This window comes from Sphingomonas sp. SORGH_AS_0870, assembly GCF_031453175.1.
In the GTDB taxonomy this organism is placed as follows: domain Bacteria; phylum Pseudomonadota; class Alphaproteobacteria; order Sphingomonadales; family Sphingomonadaceae; genus Sphingomonas.
On sequence record NZ_JAVIYW010000002.1, the window covers coordinates 2330994 to 2350791 of the forward strand.

Consider the following 19798-nt stretch of genomic DNA (forward strand, 5'->3'; position numbering starts at 1 on the left):
CTTCTTCCAAATCTCCCGTGGAGGAATATGTGATCAAGAACTGGACCGGCCTTGCTGGTATCGGTGGCGTGTGCCTGTGCGCCATGCTTCCCCAAATGGTGTTTGCCCAGACGGCGGGCACGATCGCCGCCGAAGACAAGGCGGAACAGGATGTCGTCGTGGTGGGCGAACGCGCTCGCAAGCCGGTGGTGATGGACCTGCCCAATTCGCCCAAGGCGCGCGCGATCGTCACGCAGGACTATATCGAGCATACCGTCCCCGGTCAGTCGATCTTCAATGCGATCAACCTCGTGCCCGGCGTCAACTACAATGCGGGCGATCCCTATGGCGGCAATGGCGGCGGCATCCGCATCCGCGGCTTCGATGCCAGCCGCATCGCCTTCACCTTCGATGGCCTGCCGCTGAACGACGCGGGCAATTATGCGATCTATTCCAGCCAGCAGATCGATCCGGAGCTGGTGCAATCGGTCAACGTCAATTTCGGGTCGACCGACGTCGACTCGCCGACCGCCAGCGCGGCGGGCGGTACGGTCAATTATCGCACCATCCTCCCCACCGAGACGCTGAGCGCGACGGCGGTCTATTCGCATGGCGGCGGCAACATGAACCGCGTCTTCGGGTTGCTCAACACCGGCGACCTGACCGCCAGCGGCACCCGTGCCTGGTTCTCTGCCAGCAGCCAGAGCTATGACCTCTACCGCTATTCCAAGGTCCACAAGGCCCAGTATAACGCCCGGATCTACCAGCCGCTGGGCGGCAAGGATTTCGTGTCGCTGGCAGGCTTTTTGTACCAGCATCGCAATTTCGGATATGGCACGCCGTCGCTCGCCAACCTCAACAGCGTGCTGGGCAATCCCTATGCATCGTCGTCGAACGGCCCGGTTCGCGTCGATCCGACGCGGGCGCAGTTCGATAAGCTGTTCGCCGACCAGAGCAACAGCTATCTGAACAGCACCACCTGCGCGCTGCCGTCCCAGATGCAGGCGGCGAAGGGCACGGTCCAGGACGACCGCTCGAGCTGCACCAACGCCCGTCAAACGGGTCTGAACCCCGTCGATACGGGCAACCTCCGCTTCAACAGCCTGCTCACCCTGTCCGATCGGCTGACCTTCTCGATGGATGGCGGCTATGCCTTTACCCGTGCCAATGGCGGCGGATCGACCGTGTTCGCCGAGAGCGACGCCAATGCCGGGCAGAAGGGGGCCAATGGCAACCAATATGGTCGCGTGGGCGGCGGTGTCGCCCAGGGGCGCGATCTGAATGGCGATGGCGACATGCTCGACTATGTCCGCGCCTATTATCCGTCGAACACTCAGACCCATCGCCTGATCGCCATTGCCGGGCTTCGCTACGATATCGATCCGAGCAACCTGTTGCGCGTCGCCTATACCTGGGATCGGGCGCGGACGACGCAGACGGGCGAGGCAAGCTATCTGCGGTCGGACGGCACGCCGTGGCTGCCGTTCAGCACCAGCGATGCGAGCAATCCCCATGCCATGCTGGATGCGGCGGGCCATGTGCTCAACAAGCGCAACCGCCTGACCTATTCGATACTGCATCAGCTTTCGGGCGAATATCGCGGCAAGCCGTTCGACGATTCGCTGTCCTTCACCCTCGGCCTTCGCGCGGCGCTGTTCCGGCGCAACATGAACAATGCGTGCTACACCATTCCGGGCAGCGGCAGCGAAGCCTATTGCACGTCGCAGACGCAGGCGCAGGTCCAGGCGGACAGCCGGACCAAAGGTTTCGCTCCGCCCTATACGGGCCGCATCAAGGAATATCGCGCGCTGCTGCCCAATATCGGCCTGACCTGGCAGATGACGCCGGCGGTCAGCCTGTTCACCAGCTACACCAAGGGTTTTTCGGCACCCAGCACCGATGTCTATGCCTATGACGACAAGGTCATCCGGCTGGGCGGGGACGAGGTGAAGCCCGAGCGCACCGATTCCTACGATCTGGGCCTTCGCTATACGATGGGCATCGCCCAGGCCCAGCTGGGCGGCTGGTACATCCGGTACGACAACCGCATCGTCAACGTGACCACGCCGGTCGAGGGCGGCGGCACGATCAGCGCCAGCCGCAATGTCGGCGGGGTCGACAGCAAGGGTATCGATGCCTCGCTGTCGGTCAGTCCGGCGCGCTGGCTGTCCCTCTATGGCTTTGCCTCCTACATGACCGCCAAGCTGAAGGACGATGTCATCAACGCCGCCGCGGGGCAGGTGGCGATCGCGACCAAGGGCAAGTCGCTGGTCGATACGCCGAACTGGCAATATGGCGGCCGCGCGCAGGTCAATCTGCCCTTCGGCGTGGTCGGTCTGTCGGCCAAGCATGTCGGCGACCGCTTCGTGACCGATGTCAACGACGTGAAGGTGGCGGGCTATACGCTGGTCGATCTCGACGCGCAGATCGGGATGGAGTGGATCGGCTTGAAGAAGACCTATCTCCAGTTCAACATCGTCAACCTTCTCGACAAGGCCTATTTCTCGAACCTGGGAACGGTGGCCAGCAAGGGCGGCTATTTCAACTTCGGGAATCCGCGCACGGTGATCGCCAGCGTGCATTTCGAGTTCTGACGGCGGGTCGCGGCGGCGGCTGACCCGCTCGCCGCCGCGAAGGGACAAGGAGGGGCCGGGCACGATGGAGGGACACGCCATCGCGTCCGGCCTTTGATTTCGAGACGAAGGCAAAGGTCATCATGCGCAAGGTGATGCGGAATATCGGGGCGATATTGGCGATCGGGCTGGGTGCCACGGCGTCCATGGCCGGAAAGGACGGGACCCTGACACTGGAGCTGATCGGTGCGACGGCGATCTCCCATGGCACCCGCTTTCAGGGCCTGCCGATCGGCGGATTGTCGGGGCTCGACCGGCTGCCGGGCGGCGACTATCTTGCCATTTCGGATGACAAGGGGGACGGGCGGCCGCCGCGCTACTATCGGCTGGCGATCGCGCTCGACCCCGCCCATCACCGGATGCACGTGCGGATAGAGGCACAGCAGGTGCTGCGCGATGCCCATGGCCTACCATTCCCCACCGATCATCCGGTGGTCGATCCCGAGGCCATTCGCCACGCCGGTGGACATCATATCTACTGGTCGTCGGAGGGGACGTGGAACGCCGACCCCGCGCGGCGGGTCCAGCCCGCCATCTATGAGGCCGATGCCGCGGGACGCATCCTGCGCAGCTTCTCGCTGCCGCCCGCCTATCTCTATGCCGACAACCGAAGCCGGGGCGCGGCATCCAACGGGGTGATCGAGGGGCTGGCGGTCGGGCCGCACGGAACGGTCTATGCGATCAACGAGGTTCCCGCCTATGAAGACCTTGCCGTCGATGACCGACCCGGCCAGGCCACGCGGCACCGGTTGACCAGCTTCGACCCCAAGAGCGGCCGGCCGCTTCACCAATATGTCTATGACGTGCCCGACGGCCAGTATAGCGTTTCCGAGCTTCTGGCGATCGACGACCGGCATTTCCTGTCGATCGAACGGGTCGTCCCTTTCGACTCCCGGACGGGCGTGAGGGCCAGGATCATAGTGTCCGGCATCACCGATCGCACGACCGACGTCCTGTCCTGCCCGGCGCTGCCGTCCTGCCCCGCCGTTCCGATGACCCGCACGGTGCTGCTCGACCTGCCGCAGCAATATCGGGGCGTAAAGATCGACAATCTGGAGGGGATGGCCTGGGGACCGAGGCTGCCGGATGGTCGGCGGACCCTGATCGTCGAGGCGGACGACAATTTCAACAAAGATCAGATTTCGCAGTTCCTTGCTTTCGCATGGCGGGGCAGGCTGGTGACGCCCCGATCGGCGATGTAATATTATTTCCTAACGCTGCGAGTGGTTTGTGCGGAGTGTGAACCAGCTGTCATTTTGTTGATATTGACTCGCATTACTCTTGAATGGAGGGGCGCCCCCGGACTTATCACGAGGGCGGAATGACAGTCGCAAAATATTCGGCAAAGATGGTGATCGGCGCGCTTGCCTTGTCGGCAAGCGTCGCAGCCATGGCCAAAGGCAATATCATGTCAGACGCGGCGCACCCCACCGCCGCCTCGCCACGCGTGAAGAAGGACGAAGGGGCGGATCGGTCGAGCACCGGCGACATCGTCGTCACCGCGTCGCGCCTCGACATGCTGGGCAAGGGGACCACCGCCAGCGAGGGGCGGATCACGGCTGACGAAGTGGCGCTGCGGCCCATCTATCGGCCCGGTCAGTTGCTGGAAACCGTCCCCGGCCTGGTGGTGACCGCGCATTCGGGCGAGGGCAAGGCATCGCAATATCTGTTGCGCGGTTTCAACCTCGATCATGGCACCGACTTTGCCAGCTTTCTGGATGGCATGCCGATCAATCGCCCGACCAATACCCATGGACAGGGCTATGCCGATCAGAATTTCATCATGCCGATGCTGATCGCGGGGATCGACTTCACCAAGGGGCCGTATCACGCCGAGGTGGGCGATTTCGGCGCGGTCGGCTCGGCGCATATGCGACTGGTCGACCATATCCCGACGACGCTGTCGCTCAGCGCCGGGACGCTGGGCGATTATGGCGTCTCCGGCGGGACGACGATCGCGCTGGCACCCGACCACCGCCTGCTGCTGGCGGCCGAATATGGCCATCTCGACGGCCCATGGACGCATCCCGACGATTTCGACAAGGTCAATCTTGCCGCCCGCTATAGCCAGGGAACGACCAATGACGGCACCAGCCTGACCGCGCTCTATTATGCCAGCAAGGGCAATCTGACCACCGACCAGCCTCGGCGCGCGGTCCGGCAAGGGTTGATCGACCCGTACGGGACGCTCGACCCGAGCGATGGCAGCCGGTCGCATCGGTTCAGCCTGTCGGGCCGGTTCGCCAAGCCGGTCGGCGACGCCGCGATCGACGCCAGTGCCTATTATATCCGGTCGGACATGATCCTGTGGAACGACTTCACCCATTATCTCGACGATCCGGTCAATGGCGACCAGGAAAAGCAATATGAGAACCGCGATACGGCGGGCGGCCGGATCGCCTATCGCCGCAGCGACGAATGGCTGGGTCGACCCAGCGTGACGACGATCGGCCTGCAGGCGCGCTATGACCGGGCCTATGTCGCGCGGCTTCATACGAAGGATCGCGTGCCGCTATCCTATTGCTCGGTCGAGGGACCCAACGGGACGACGCAGGTGCCCGCGGCGGGCGGTATCTGCAATGCCGACGACGTGACGCTGCTCGATCTCGGCGGCTTTGTGGAGAACAGCACCGACTGGACGCCGTGGCTGCGCAGCACGATCGGGCTGCGCGAGGAATATTATGGCGCCACCGACACCAGCCGGACAACCCGCTTTTCGGGCCGTGCGCATCAGATGCTCTTCCAGCCCAAGGGCAGCATCGCGATCCGCCCCTTCGACACCACCGAATTCTATATCAGCGCCGGACGCGGCTTCCACAGCGACGATGTGCGCGGCGTCTTCGGCACCGTGCCGCAGCAAGGGGTTCCCGGTTCGGCCGGCCGGACGCCGCTGCTGGCGCGGGCGGTCGGCTATGAATTCGGGTTGCGGACGAATGCGATCCGGCGGCTTGCGGTGCAGTTCGCGCTGTTCCGGCAGGATTTCGAGTCCGAACTCGCCTATAATGCCGATGTCGGCCAGGACAGCGCCTCCGCGCCGAGCCGCCGCGTCGGGATCGAATTGTCGTCGCAATATCATCCGACGCGCTGGCTGGAGCTGAATGCCGACATCGCCTTCGCCAAGGCGCGGTATCGCGGGGATTTGAAGCCGTTCGGGCTGACCGGGCGCTTCATCGCCAACGCACCGCGCTCGACCCTGTCCTTCGGCGCATTGGTCAAGGATCTGGGGCCCTGGTTCGGCGGCTTCCAGATCCGCAATCTCGGTCCCTATCCGCTGGTCGACGGTCCGCGCGAACCGCACGACCCCGGCTATACCGAGGCCAATCTCGATGTCGGATACCATCTCGGCGCGCGAACGACGGTCCAGCTCAGCATCTTCAACATGCTGAACACCCATGCCAACGCATCGGCCTACTACTATGCCACGCGCCTGCCGGGCGAGCCGGACGACGGCGTCGAAGGCTATCAGTTTCACCCGCTGGAGCCGCGATCGGCAAGGCTCAGGCTGACCGAAACCTTCTGATCGGGTGGTGCCCATAAAAATGCTCCCCGACGGCATCGCCGTCGGGGAGCATTCCTTGCGACCCGGGTTTCACAACCCGGGATCGATCATCAGAACTTGGTCGTGACCGAGAACTGGATGTAGCGCCCGTAAATGTCATAGAAATTGACGGGCGAGTTCTGCCATCCGTTGATCGAATAGGTGTTGTTGCCGCCGCGCGCCGGAATGATCGGCGGATCCTTGTCCAGCACGTTGTTGATGATGACCCCCAGCGTCATCCGCTTGGCGATGTTCACGTTCGCCGCCAGATCGAAATAGCTGTAATCGGGGATGCGCGCGAAAGTGTTCTGCGTCGTACGGCGCAGCGTGCCGCTCTGGGTGCCCGAAATGAAGCGCCAGTTCGCCGAGATCTGGAAGAGCCCGTCCTGTCCGGTGAACGTCGTGCGCAGATTGTGGCGCCACTTCGGAATGGGGTTGCCGACGCCATCGCCGAAATAGCCGACGCTGCCCGACTGGTTCGAGACCGAGCGGGCGCTGTTCACCAGGCCACCGTTGAAGTCGGCGGCCAGGGTGCCGGTGCTGACCGGCAGGTCGTAATGCGCCTGGAAGTCATAACCGGTCGTGCCGATACGGTTCGGCACGTTCAGGACGAGCGAGCTGACATAGCCGGAATTCGGGTTGTTGATGTTGCCATACAGCGTGCCGTTGCCGTTGCGGACGAACTGCTGACACGAGATCTTGTTGAGCTCGGTCGGATCGGTGGCGTAGTTGACACAGTTCGCGACCAGAGTGTCCTGATCCAGCCCGACGATCTGGTTCGTATAGCGGATCTCATAGTGATCCACCGAGAAGCTGAAGCGTGGCAGGAAGCGCGGCGTGAGCACCAAACCATAGGTCAGCGTGTTCGCGGTCTGCGGCCCCAGCGCCGGATCGACCGCGCCGTTGCGATAGATGCAACCGGCTTCGGGACAACGGATGGACGTGCTGCCATAGCTGGCGGGATTGAACCCGGGTTGCAGCTGACACGCCGCGAGGCTGGCGAGCGGGGCACCGCCCGCAGCGGTCGACGCGCCGCAGATATCGACGAAGTTCAGGCTGCGGCTGAAGTTGATGTTCTGCGTCGCTTCGAACACGCCAGGTGCGCGCGAGGCGAAATTGCGCGCGACGCGGAACCGGATATCCCGAACGGGCGCCCAGGTTCCCTCCAGCTTCCAGGTGCTGAAGAAGGGGCGCGACGAGGTGTCGTAGTTGGACGCGCGATAGCCGCCGCTGAAGCCCAGCAAGTGGGTCCAGGACTTGTCCTGGATCAGCGGAAGCTGAAGCTCGGCGGCCAGTTCCTTGGCGGTCTGCGTACCGCGCGAGAAGGAGGACGGGTTCGGCGTACCCTGGATGATCGTGTTATAGTCGGCGCTGGTGAAGTTGTTCGCGATGTCGCGACGCAACTCCGCCCCGAAGCTTACCTGAGCGCCATCGGTCGCCAAGGGCGAGCGGATGCCATATTGGCCCAGGTCGCCGCTGATATTGGCCTGCACATCGAAGAAATAGCCGACGTTACGCCGCGGGCCATTGGGCGCATATTGGAAGATATACTGATAGACCGCCGGATCGCTCGAGTCCCCGCGGAAGATATCGAGTGGCACGCAATTCGGATCGGTGCCGTTGACCTTGGACACGCAGGTCGGCACGCCGTTAACGCTGACGACGTTCAGCGCCTTGGCGATGTTGGCGCCCGAGGGTGCCCAGTTGCGGTTGATCGCGCTTTTGACCAGGCTCTTGGCCCATACGCCGCCGACATCGTAATGCCACGCGCCGCCGAAGTCGCCGCGAACGCCAAAGGTCGCACGGTTGTAGATCTGCTGATAATCGATCGTGCGGGTCGGATAGTTCTGGAACCGATAACCGAAGTCGATCGGCACGGTCGCCGAGGTACCGGCTGCCGCGCCGCACAGCACCTGCGCCTGCTGCGCCGACATCAGCGGGTTGTTGCAGTTCAGCTGATAGCCGCCCGCGCCATTGGTCTGCTCGCCGATCGTGGCGGGCAGGTACGTCCCCTGGCTGGTGTTGCGGGTGAACATATAGCTGCCGTAGAATTCAGCCCAGTCGGTCGCCTTGAACGACAGGAAGCCACCGGCATTATAACGCTCGTTGGCGCGCAGCATCTGATAGCTGTCGTCCATGCGATTCTGACGGTCGGTGGTCGCATCCTGGGTATTGCGATACGGCCGGAAGGTGCGGCTGCCGTCGCTGGCGTTGATCTGCGCAACCCGATTGTTCAGGTTGTAGATATAGCCATAGCGCGAATAGATCGAGGTGTCGCAGCTCAGCGCGCCGTCAATGCCGGCCTGCAACAGGTGGCAGGCCTGCGAAGAGCGCGAATTGTACGGCAGATTATCGGTATGCCGATAGCTGAAATAGCCCGACAGAGACAGGCGATCGTCGAACAGCCGCTTACCGGCGGCCACGTTGATCGTCGCGCGCCCGCCATCGTTGGTCCAGCCCAGCGGGGTCGGGAAGCCACGCGACCGGGCCGTCTGGGTGACGATGTTGTCGCGATTGAGATGGTTGAAGAAGCCGTAATTGGCGTCGATCTGGAGCCCTTCGAAATCCTTCTTCAGGATGAAGTTGACCACGCCGGTCAAGGCGTCGGGGCCATAGACGGCGGCGGCGCCGCCGGTCAGCACGTCGACGCGCTGGATGAGGGCAGGGGGAATGGAGTTGACGTCGGCCGCCACCTGGCCGCCGAGGCGCTGACCGTCGAGCAGAATCAGCGCGGCATTGCCCGATCCGCCGATGTTGCGCAGATTGACGCGTGCGGTGCCGTTGCCTTCGTCATCCGCCTGCGGGGCGTAAGGCACGACCTGCGGCAACCGGTTGAGAACATCCTCGATGTTGACCGCGCCGCTGAGCTTGATTTCCTGGGCCGAAACCGCCTGGACGGGCGCCGCCGATGCCAGGTTCGGGTTGACGATCCGCGAGCCCGTCACGATCACATCGTTGGGCGACGTCTCGGCGCGATCCTCCCGATCGCCGGTATCCAAGCGGACATTCTCACGTTCCGCATTCTTGCGGCTTTCGGACTTGGCAGCGTTCGCGTCAGTGGCCGGCGTCGTTTTTTCTGACTGCGCGGCAACAGGCGCGGCCCACATCATCGCGACGCAACTGGTGGCCAGCAAAAAACCAATATGTCTCATGTACTTCCCCCCATTTCGACAACTTCGCTGCCCCCTTTTTCGACAGCGAAGCCGAATCTCATTCGATCGATGAGATGGGAATTTCAAACATGTTTCATCCTTGCGGGCAATATCAATATATGACTTTTCAATGAATGGTATTTAACAGGTTTGCTAAGCATTTCTGATGTAATGACATTTTTGTAATACGGTGCGCTGTGTTGACCGTTATTGGTCTTTACGGTGCTTTTTTAGAGGCGTTTCCAGGCCGATACGCCCGACAGGGGGCGGCGAATCCAAGAGGTGCGGATCATGCTGGCTCTGACAGCGGCAAAGCCGTGATATTGAGCAACGATGTGCAGGTAACACGCTCCCGGCAAATACCGGCGGGAAGGGCTTTCGATCCTTCCCGCCGGGAGTGACCTCAGGCCGAGGGTTGGAGCGAAGCCGCATCCAGGTCGACCGACAGCTCACGCGGCCAGAAGCGCAGCGCGCGGCACTGGTCGACAAAGCCCTTGGCGTCCTTGGGCTTGGCCAGTGCGACGAAGCCTTCGTCCCGCTCGGTCACGCCCGCCGCATCGAACAGTGCGGACGCGGCCGCGCTGTGGCCGATGAACTTGCAGTGCGCGAAGGCGTCGGCGACGAAGTCCTTGGCCGTCGCATCCTTGGCGAGTATCGCGACACCCGCCTCGGAGGGCAGCACCGCCACCGCGTCGTAAAGGACCGAGGGGCCCTCCGTCGATCTTCTGCTTGGCGGCGACCTTGGTGCCGTCGTCCAGCGTCACGCCGCCGATCTTGGGCGCCACGACTTCCCATAGCGCGCCTTCGGCCTCGAGCGCGTTCGTCACCGCCGCAAACAGCGCCGCGCTGCTGCCGTCGGTCAGCAGGATGCCCATCTTGCGCCCCTTGAAGTCCTGGGGGCCGTTGGCGAGGATGCTCAGCTTGGGCGAGGAAGGCAGGTCGAGCGTCGGTTTCGCCGCCTTTGCGGGCTCGGGCAGGTCCAGGCCGAGCCCATCGGCGACCGTCGCCGCAAGCCCTTCGTCGATCAGCCGGAGGTGGGAGACGGCACGGGCCCGGATATCGACCCGTTCGACCTTCGACAGCTCGAACACCAGCGCGTCGCCGATATGCTTTTGCTCGATCGGCTGCTGGCTGACGAAGAACTGCCGGGCCTGGCTGTAATGGTCGGCGAAGGTCTCGGCACGGATGCGCTGCTTGGTGCCCTGCACCTCGGCCGGGAAGCTGCGATAGCCGATCGTCGGATTTTCGCGCGGGCCGCCATCGGGGCCCCAGCTGTTCGGCTCGTAATTGGCGCGCCCCTTGGGGTTGCGCATCGCCATATGACCGTCCTGCTGGAAATTCATTACCGGGCAGCGCGGCGCATTGACCGGGATATGGGTGAAGTTCGGCCCGCCCAACCGCTTCAGCTGCGTGTCCAGATAGGAGAAGTTGCGGCCGTGCAGCAGCGGATCATCGGAGAAGTCGATGCCGGGCACGACATTCTGCGTACAGAAGGCGACCTGTTCGGTATTGGCGAAGAAATTGTCGACATTGCGGTTGAGCGTCAGCGTCCCGATGATGCGGACAGGGATGTCCTCCTCGGGGATCAGCTTGGTCGAATCGAGATGGTCGAAGGGCAGGCGGTCGGCCGTTTCCTGGTCGAACAGCTGGACGCCCAGATCCCATTGCGGAAAGTCGCCCGCCTCGATCGCCTGCCACAGGTCGCGACGATGGAAGTCGGGATCGGCGCCGTTGATCTTGACCGCCTCGTTCCACAGCACCGATTGCAGGCCCTGGCGCGGCTTCCAGTGGAATTTGACGAAGGTCGACTTGCCCTCGGCATTGACCAGCCGGAAGCTGTGGACGCCAAAGCCCTCCATCGTGCGGAACGAGCGTGGGATCGTCCGGTCGGACATCTGCCACATCACCATATGCCACGCCTCGGGGCTCAGGCTGGCGAAGTCCCAGTAATTGTCATGCGCGGACTGGGCCTGCGGAAAGGCGCGGTCGGGCTCCTGCTTGACGGCATGGACGAGGTCGGGAAACTTGATCGGGTCCTGGATGAAGAAGACCGGGATATTGTTGCCGACAATGTCCCAATTGCCCTGCTTCGTATAGAATTTGACAGCAAAGCCCCGGACGTCGCGCGCCAGGTCCATCGAGCCCTTGTTGCCCGTGACGGTCGAGAAGCGGACGAAGACTTCGGTCTGCTGGCCCACCTCGCTTAGTATGTCGGCGCGGGTATATTCGGCCAGGCTGTCGGTCAGCTCGAAGACGCCGTGCGCGCCATATCCACGGGCATGGACCACCCGCTCGGGAATGCGTTCATGGTCGAAGTGGAAGATCTTCTCGCGCAGGATGAAGTCTTCGAGCAGCGTCGGCCCGCGCTCCCCGGCGCGCAGGCTGTTCTGGTTGTCGGCGACGTGGACGCCCTGCTGCGTGGTCAGCGTCCGGGCCGTGTCGTCGGTGGCCTGATGCGTCTCTCCGCCATGGCCCTGGGGCTCGGCATAATGGGTCGGCATATCCGCCCCGGCGGGAAGGGAGGGCGCTTGGGCGGGCGATACGCCCTTGGCCTTGCCGCTGCCCTGCTTGCTCTTCGAACTGGCCATGATGGTGTCTTTCATCGTTGAGGGAACGTGCCCGTCCAACGCGCGGATCGGCCAATCGCCCTCCAACTAAATGCTTGATATTCATCAAGGTGTTTCCTGCCGCCTTTGGGTAAACCCATGCTAGTGATCGGGATCAGCCCTCCGTTCCCGGCCGTGCGGGGCCTCGGTGAGTTTCGGCGGCGGGAGGGAGAAGGCTTCTGTTCGACGACGCGCCCGTGGTGATGTGCATCCCCGCCCGAAATGAAGAGGCGATGCTGCCCGCGCTGTTCGCCGCGCTTGCCGCGCTGCGCGTCGATGGGGCGAAGCTGGAGGCATGCCTGTATCTGGACGACTGCCGGGATGGCAGTGTCGCGCTGGTCGATCGTCTCGGCCCGACCCTGCCGTTTCGGCTGCATGTCGCCAGGGGCGGGCGCGATGCTGTGCCCAATGCCGGGGCCGCCCGGCGCGCGGCGCTGGCGATGGGGCTGTCCGTCCTGGCGGGGCGCGAGGGCCTGCTCTTCACGACGGATGCCGACAGCACGCCGCAGCGCGACTGGATCGCGGCGGGTCGTCGGGGGCTGAGCCAGGCGGAGGTCGTCGCCGGGCGGATCCAGCGGGTCGATGCCGCATCCGATCCGCAGCAAAGCCGCATCGAGCATTATTACGACCGATTGCACCGATATCGCCGGGCCATCGACCCGGTGCCATGGGAGGCGCGGGACACGCATCACTTCGGCGGTGGCGCCAATATCGCGATACGCGCCTCCGCCTATCGCGCGCTGGGCGGGTTCCTGCCGATCCCGTCGGGAGAGGACGCCCGCCTGCTCGACGATGCCGCGCGCGCCGGGCTGCGCGTCCGTCGGGACGCGGCGATGATCGTGGAGACCTCGTCCCGCCGACAGGGGCGTATCGGCGGCGGGCTTGCCGGCCAGTTGCTGGCGCTGGATCAGGGCGAGCCGCCGCGCATGGCCGATCCGCGCGGTGCGGCCTGGCAATGGCGCGCCCAGGCGGCCGCGCGGCACAGCTTCGCCATGATCGACCGGGTCGACCGGCGCATCGCGCTCGGCGAGCGGCTGGGCCTTTCGGCGGACCATGTCCTGGGCGTCGCGCGCGATTGCCCCAATGCGGAAGCGTTCGCGATGCGGATCGTCCCGGCACCGGCCGTCCATTCCGGCCAGGTGTCGCTGTCGGACGCCGAAGATCTTCTGACCGAACTGGAGAGCCGATGGTGCGAGATCGCGGCATGACCACCATGGCCGACGAACTGCGAAGCGCGATTGCCGCCATGGGCTGGGCCGAGCATCCTCCCAGCGATCCCCGGACGGTCGAGGATTATGTCGTGCTGCTGGCCCGGCTGTATGACATCGGCCGGCGCGATCTCCCGCTCGGGCGGTTGGTCGAGGGTCATGTCGATGCGGTGCAGATCGTGCGCCGTTACGGATCGGCGGCGCAGGTGGAACGGCTGGGCGGGATACTGGCTCAGGGGGCGACATTGGGCGTCTGGAATGCCGGATTGGCGGGCGAGCCCCTGCGGCTGGACGGCGAGCGGTTGACCGGGGGCAAGAGCCATGCCTCGGGCGCCGGGGTGTTGAGCCACGCCGTGGTCACGGCGGACACGGCCGAGGGAGTGCAACTGCTGCTGCTCGATCTGGCGCGGGTCCCGCCGGTGATCGACCGCGACTGGTGGCGGGTGACGGGCATGCAGCGGTCCGAAACGCATCTGGTCCGCTGGCGGGACGGCGTCATCGCGCAGGACGACCGGATCGGCGCGCCGAACCTCTATGCGCGCGAACCCTTTTTCAGCGGCGGGGCGCTGCGGTTCGTGGCGGTCCATGCCGGGGGCGTGGCCGGGCTGTGTGACCTGACCCGCCGCCATCTGGTCGAGGCGGGGCGCGCCGACGATCCGTTCCAGTCGGCCCGGCTCGCGCGGTTGTTCGCGCTGGCGGAGCTGGCCGCGGCCATCGTGCGGCGCACGGCGCGATGCTGGTTCGGGGAGGAGGGCGAAGAGGCGCGGCTGGCGCGGGTCGCCGCTGCGCGCATGGCGGTGGCCGATACGGCCGAGCAGGCGATCGTGATCGCTCGGGAGGCGGTGGGGCTGGCGGGGCAGTTCCTCACCCATCCGCTCTCCGCGATGCTGGCCGATCTGGCGGTCTATCTGCGTCAGCCCATGCCCGACGCGCAACGCCTTCGGGTCGGGCAGGCGGTGGCGCAGGGCTTGCTGGAGCTGTCGCTATGAGGCTGGACCTCAACGGCGTCCGCCGGGCCGTCATCGTCGCGCCGCATCCCGATGACGAGATCATCGGGGCGGCGGGGCTGATCCAGGCGCTGCGGCGGCGGGGGAGCGGGGTTTGGGTCGTCGTGGTCAGCGACGGCGCCGCCTCGCATCCCGACAGCCGGACATGGCCCGCCGCGCGTCTGATCGCCGCGCGCGAGCGGGAAAGCCGCCATGCGCTGCGCCGTCTGGGCGTCCGGAGCGACCGGGTGATGTTCCTCGGGCTGCCCGATGGTGGACTGATGGCGGAGGGCGATCCTTGCCGCGAGCGGCTGCACCGGGCGCTTCGGAAACAGCGGGGCATGGACCTGCTGGTCGGGCCCGCCGCCACGGATGCCCATCCCGATCACCAGGCGGTCGCGACCGCGCTTGGCGGTTTTCGCTTCGGCGGGCGGCGTCTGACCTATCAGGTCTGGCCGCCGCAAAAGCGGCTGGCGGCGCGGAGCCGGACCGTCTCGATCCCCGGCGGCGCGGCGGCGAAGCGCGCGCTGATCCGGGTGCATCGGACCCAGCTGGGCGCGATCACCGACGATCCTCGGGGCTTTACGATCGCACGCCATGAACTGGCGGCCTTTTCCCACCCGGTCGAGCGTTTCCTTGCGGTGAGGCGATGAAGGCGATCGACCTTGGCGGCTTTGCCGAGAAGTTCGCGGCGGACGACGATCCCTGGCGGACCTTCTCCAACCGGGACGAGGCGGTGAAGCGCCGGGCGATCCTGCATGCGCTGGGCCAGGGGCCATGGGGCAGGGTCCTGGAACTGGGCAGCGGCAATGGATCGAACAGCCGCGCCATCGCCCGCCGCGCGCTTCGGCTCGACGCGACCGAGGGGACGGTCGAGGGCACCCGCCTGACGGTGCGGGCGATCGCTGCCTGGCCGCGAGCACGGGCGATAACTTTGGTCTTGCCCGCGCGGTTTCCGCGACGGGACTATGATGCGATCGTCATCGCCGAGCTGCTCTATTATCTTTCGCCCATCGCGATGCGGCATGTCGCGCGTGGCGTCGCCGCGGCCTTGCGCCCCGGCGGGCGGCTGGTCCTCGCGCATCATCGCATCGACTATTATGATTTCGCGCAGCACGCCGCCGACATCCAGGAATGCTTCCTGCGGATGACCGGCATGACCTGGCAGGTCGAAACGATGCGCCGCCGGGCGCGCTGGCATGTCCTCGTCGCGCGGCGGTGCGACGCAGGGCCCCGGACGGGTCTTTCCTCCCGCCATCGATAATCATTTGCTTACGGGCCGTAAGCGCCTAGACGACGCCATCCCCGGGGAACCGCTGATGCGCGGTCGAGAGATGGGCAGCAGCCCATGACCCGCCGAACCTGATCCGGCTGATACCGGCGTAGGGAGGGTGGCGGTTCCTTCGTCGTCCTTCCGTGTGAAGTGGACGAGAGACGATGGCTGTTCTGATTTCGCGCGATCGCAAGACGATCCGATATGGTGCCCTGCTGCTGTCCGCCGCGTGGCTGGCGCTGCCCGGCGCGGCCTCGGCGCAGCGGGCGGCCGACGCGCCTGCCGATATTCGCGTGATCGGCCACCGCGATCCCGAGGGGCTGCTGCCCGATCAGACCGAACCCAAGGCGGTCAGCGAGATTTCCTCGGACTTCATCGTCAAGCAGGCCCCGACGCTGAACGCCTTTCAGCTGGTGAGCCTGCTGCCCGGCGCCAATGTCGCGTCCAGCGATCCCTATGGCCTGTCGACCAGTTCCAGCCTGACGCTGCGCGGTCTGGGGCAGGATGAGATCGGCGTGCTGATGGAGGGCGCGCCGCAGAACGACATCGGCTATTATTACCCCTATCCGTCGCAATTCGCCGATGCAGAGAATGTGCGGGCGATCCGGCTGGCCCAGGGGGCGGTCGATCTCGCCTCGCCGACCGTCGGCGGCGCTGGCGGTCTGTTGTCGCTGTCGCTCGACGATCCCAAGGCGGCGCGCGGAATGCTGGCCGATCTGTCGCTGGGGTCGTACAACATGTACCGGGCCTTTGTCCGGGTCGATACGGGGACGATCGGAAATACCGGGCTGAAGGCGTTCCTGTCCTATTCCAACACCCGTGCGGACAATTGGCGCGGCGCGGGCTATGATCTGCGCCAGCATGTCGATGCCAAGCTGCTGGGCGAATGGGGAAACGGCAACCGTGCCAGCCTCGCCCTGTCGTACAACGACGCCAATTCCTCCAGCTATGCCAGCCCCACCCTGGCCGATTGGCGCGCGCGGGGACGCGGGTTCAATTATGATGCCGAGTATGTGTCGGGGGAAACCCGTTACTGGGAACTGTACCGCGCGCCCTTCCGCAACCTCTATGCCTCGGCCCCCGTGCATCTGGTCCTGGGCGACCGGCTGACGCTGGACGCCACGACCTATCTCCAGTTCGGCTATGGCAATTCGCCCTATGGCACCCAGCTTGCGACCACCGGCAATTTCCTGGGCAACGAAGAACTGGCGCAGCCGATCGCGCTGCCCGGCGCGGTGAATGGGGTCGCGACGGTGCTGGGCAATTATACCGGCGATCAGATGCGGGCCGGCCAGGTCGCCAGCCTGACGCTGCGCGCGGGCATCCACCGGCTGACTGCGGGGCTGTGGTTCGACTATGGCACCGACCGTGTGACCCAGACCTATACCGCCGTCGGCACCGACGGACGCCCGGCCGACCGCTGGGGCTATCGCAGCAAGGCGATCCGCACCGCCGATGGCCGCCTGCTCGCCTATGAGGACCAGCGCACCGTGACCGTAACGAAGAGCGTCTTCGTGGCCGACAGCATCGCGCTGAGCCCCAGGCTGACGGTCGATATCGGCTTCAAGGGCGTCAACCTGCTCCGCAACGGCCGCAATTACCTGCCTGGACCGCAGACCCGCGTGCGCAGCGACAGCTTCGCCGCCCTGCCGCGCGCCGCCGTCCATTATGATCTCGACGATCGCCAGCAGGCCTTTGTCAACGTCACGACCAATTTCCGGACGCCCAACGAATTCACGCTGTACGACAGCTATGATGGCGGCGTGGTCTCGACACGCGGGACGGACGCGTTGAAGAACGAATATTCGGTGTCGCAGGAACTTGGCTATCGCTATATCGGGCCCAGCCTTTCCGCCTCGGTGACCGGCTTCCACTACAAGTTCCGCAACCGCCAGCTGGCGACCGTGGTCGACAATGGCGGGGCGCTGGTCAATTCGACGCTGAACGCGGGCGGACAGACGTCCTATGGCGTCGATGCCGAGATCGATTATCGGCCCGCGAGAGGCGTCAGCGTCTATGTTTCGGGCGAATATCTGCGCGCGCGGGTCGATGACGATCTGCCGGTCGGCGGAGACTATCTGCCGACGCGGGGCAAGCGGGCGGTATCCAGCCCGACGCTCCAGTTCGGCGCCGGTGGCACCTATGACGATGGGCATCTGTTTGGCAGCATCGCGGGCAAATATGTCGGCCGCCAATATGCGACGTTCATGAACGACGAGAGCATCCGGGGATATGCCACGCTCGACCTGGCGATCGGCGTCCATCTGGCCGATTGGCTCGACGGCAAGCGGACCGACCTGCGGGTCAATGCGATCAACGTCACCGATCCGCATGTCCTGGCGGGGGTTCAGTCCGTCACGACCAACGCGCGCGATGTCGTCGGCCGCGGCGGCACGATCATCAAGGGCAATGCGCCGTCCTATTATATCGGCGGCGGATCGGCGGTCGTCGCGACGATTTCGCGCGGGTTCTGAGCATGGCTATCCCGGACGAGGCGGGCGCCGGTCACCGCGTCCATGGCATGGGGCTGGCGATGGAAGCCCCCACCTGGCCCGCGATCACGCCCGAGGAAGCGGCGGCCGTGCTGGCGCATTATCCGCAGGCGGCCCGGATCGAGGCGCTGCGCTGGCACTCGCCGCGTCCCTTTTCCGCCGCGACGCTGATCGACACGACGGAGGGCATGCTGCTCGTCAAGCGGCATGATCGCCGGGTGCGTACGGCCGCCGGACTGGCGGAGGAGCATCGCTTCATCGCGCATCTCGCCGCTGCGGGCGCGCCGGTGCCCGAGATATGGCGCACGGGGGAGGGGGAAAGCGCGGTCGCGCTGGGCGAGGCGACCTATGAGGTCCATCGCCAGGCGCCGGGCGATGATCTGTATCGCGACCGGCTGTCCTGGACGCCGTTCCGGTCGCTCGCGCATGCCCATGCCGCCGGGGTTTCGCTGGCGCGGCTGCACCTCGCGTCGCTCGGCTATGGTGCGCCGCCGCGTGCTGTCCAGCCCCTGGTCGCCAGCTTCGGCATCCTGTCTGCGACCGATCCGATGGCGGCGGCCGAAGCCTATGTCGCCGCGCGTCCGGCCCTGGCCGCGTTTCTCGCCGGGCATGCCTGGCGCCGCCGCCTGTCGTCGCTATTCGCCGCATGGGGCGAGGGGCTGGCCCGGCATATCGCAGGTCAGCCGCCCCTGTGGACCCATAATGACTGGCACCCCTCCAACCTGTTATGGGCGGCGGACGAGACGGTCCGGACCGTGTTCGACTTCGGGCTGGCCGATCGCAGCTGTGCCGCGCATGATCTGGCGATCGCGATCGAACGGACCGCCTTTGCGTGGCTGGACCTGGGGGAGGGGCACGATGACGCCATCGCCGACCCCGCATCGGCATTATCACTGATCGCGGGCTATGAGGCGATCTCCCCCATCGACCCCGCCATGATGGAAAGCATCATCGCAATGTTGCCGCTGGTCCATGTCGAGTTCGCCCTGTCGGAGATCGATTATTTCGCCGGGGTCGTGGGCGACCGGGACGCCGGCATGCTGGCCTGGGAGGGGTATCTGCTGGGTCATGCGGACTGGTTCGGATCGGCGGCGGGGCGCGATTTCCTTGCGGAGCTTCGGGCGAGGCGGAAATTGTGATGTCGACGCTCGAGATGGCGGCGGTGGCGATCAGTTTCCTGGCGATCTGGCTGACCGCGCGGCGAAGCCTGTTCTGCTGGCCGCTCAACCTCCTTGCCTGCGCGCTGTATTTCAAGCTGTTCCTCGACGTGCGGCTCTATGCCGACATGGCGTTGCAGGCGGTGTTCGGCGTGGGCATCCTCTATGGTTGGATCGTCTGGAGCCGCGAGCGCCGCGATACGGGCGCGGTCGTGGTGATGCCGCTGTCGCGTCCCAAGGCGCTGGCGGGGCTGGCGCTGGGCGCGTTCGGCGCGGTGGCGATCGGCTGGTTCACCAGCCGACATACCGATGCGGCGCTGCCCTGGATGGACGCCACGCTCAGCGCCTTCAGCCTGGTCGCCCAATATTGGACGGCGCGGCGTCACCGGGAGAATTGGCTGCTCTGGATCGTGGTCGATGTCGTCTATGTGGGAATGTTTCTCTACAAGGGATTGCTGCCCACTGCGGGCCTTTACGCCGTGATGATCGGGCTGGCGGTGATCGGCTACCGGGATTGGCGGCGGCCCTCGGCGGCATCGGAAGGGGAGCGTCCCACCCTGCCGCCGACCGCCTGGTGAAGAAAAAAAGCGCAGCGGTCAGATTTCGATTGAGCGGGGCCGATATTTGAGCGTTAGGTTCTCCTATGCGGCATGGAAGTGGATGTGGTCGATGGTTCAACGCTGGCGGTGCCATGCGGGGGACGCCTATGGTCCCTTCGGCGCTCTGGTCGCGCCCGCGATCCGACACCAGCCGCCCCGCCGTTAACACCGACGC

11 protein-coding genes, 1 pseudogene and 1 riboswitch are annotated in these 19798 nt (G+C 65.2%); of the genes and pseudogenes, 10 read left to right on the plus strand and 2 right to left on the minus strand.

The window, feature by feature from the left end:
- Positions 1–29: 29 nt before the first annotated feature.
- The 3 genes from QE363_RS11025 (at position 30) to QE363_RS11035 (ending at position 6132) form a co-directional block, all read left to right on the plus strand.
- On the plus strand, positions 30–2573 hold the full coding sequence (locus QE363_RS11025; protein ID WP_309695158.1) for a TonB-dependent receptor: 2544 nt from the start codon (positions 30–32) through the stop codon (positions 2571–2573).
- Between the two features lie 122 nt (positions 2574–2695).
- Positions 2696–3814 (plus strand): esterase-like activity of phytase family protein, encoded by a 1119-nt coding sequence (locus QE363_RS11030; RefSeq protein WP_309695160.1) that lies wholly within the window; start codon positions 2696–2698, stop codon positions 3812–3814.
- Positions 3815–4020: 206 nt separating this feature from the next.
- Positions 4021–6132, plus strand: coding sequence for a TonB-dependent receptor domain-containing protein (locus QE363_RS11035; RefSeq protein ID WP_309695162.1), 2112 nt, complete (start codon positions 4021–4023; stop codon positions 6130–6132).
- Positions 6133–6221: 89 nt separating this feature from the next.
- Here the strand turns inward: QE363_RS11035 and QE363_RS11040 are convergent, their stop codons facing one another.
- The gene (locus QE363_RS11040) at positions 6222–9149 is read right to left on the minus strand and encodes a TonB-dependent receptor plug domain-containing protein (protein WP_309695164.1); all 2928 of its coding nucleotides are present in this window, start codon (positions 9147–9149) and stop codon (positions 6222–6224) included.
- A 556-nt stretch (positions 9150–9705) separates the two neighbouring features.
- A pseudogene (locus tag QE363_RS11045) lies at positions 9706–11890 on the minus strand (catalase).
- Positions 11891–12111: 221 nt separating this feature from the next.
- Here QE363_RS11045 and QE363_RS11050 point away from each other — a divergent pair.
- From QE363_RS11050 to pnuC, 7 genes are all read left to right on the plus strand, one after another.
- The gene (locus QE363_RS11050) at positions 12112–13116 is read left to right on the plus strand and encodes a glycosyltransferase (protein WP_309695166.1); all 1005 of its coding nucleotides are present in this window, start codon (positions 12112–12114) and stop codon (positions 13114–13116) included.
- Positions 13095–14105 carry an acyl-CoA dehydrogenase gene (locus tag QE363_RS11055; protein WP_309695168.1) on the plus strand — a complete coding sequence of 337 codons (1011 nt, stop codon included), beginning with the start codon at positions 13095–13097 and terminating at the stop codon, positions 14103–14105. The genes QE363_RS11050 and QE363_RS11055 overlap by 22 nt, the downstream gene beginning before the upstream one ends.
- On the plus strand, positions 14102–14755 hold the full coding sequence (locus tag QE363_RS11060) for a PIG-L family deacetylase (protein WP_309695170.1): 654 nt from the start codon (positions 14102–14104) through the stop codon (positions 14753–14755). Before QE363_RS11055 ends, QE363_RS11060 begins: the two co-directional genes overlap by 4 nt.
- Positions 14752–15366, plus strand: coding sequence for a class I SAM-dependent methyltransferase (locus QE363_RS11065; protein ID WP_309695172.1), 615 nt, complete (start codon positions 14752–14754; stop codon positions 15364–15366). Before QE363_RS11060 ends, QE363_RS11065 begins: the two co-directional genes overlap by 4 nt.
- A 32-nt stretch (positions 15367–15398) precedes the next feature.
- Positions 15399–15508, plus strand: a riboswitch (TPP riboswitch).
- 31 nt (positions 15509–15539) lie between these two features.
- Positions 15540–17849, plus strand: coding sequence for a TonB-dependent receptor domain-containing protein (locus QE363_RS11070; RefSeq protein ID WP_309695174.1), 2310 nt, complete (start codon positions 15540–15542; stop codon positions 17847–17849).
- A 2-nt stretch (positions 17850–17851) separates the two neighbouring features.
- Entirely contained in the window at positions 17852–19006 is a 1155-nt protein-coding gene (locus QE363_RS11075; RefSeq protein ID WP_309695176.1) for a phosphotransferase, read from the plus strand.
- Complete coding sequence (gene pnuC, locus QE363_RS11080) at positions 19006–19602, plus strand: nicotinamide riboside transporter PnuC (RefSeq protein ID WP_309695178.1); 597 nt, start codon at positions 19006–19008, stop codon at positions 19600–19602. Before QE363_RS11075 ends, pnuC begins: the two co-directional genes overlap by 1 nt.
- The last annotated feature ends 196 nt before the right edge of the window (positions 19603–19798 follow it).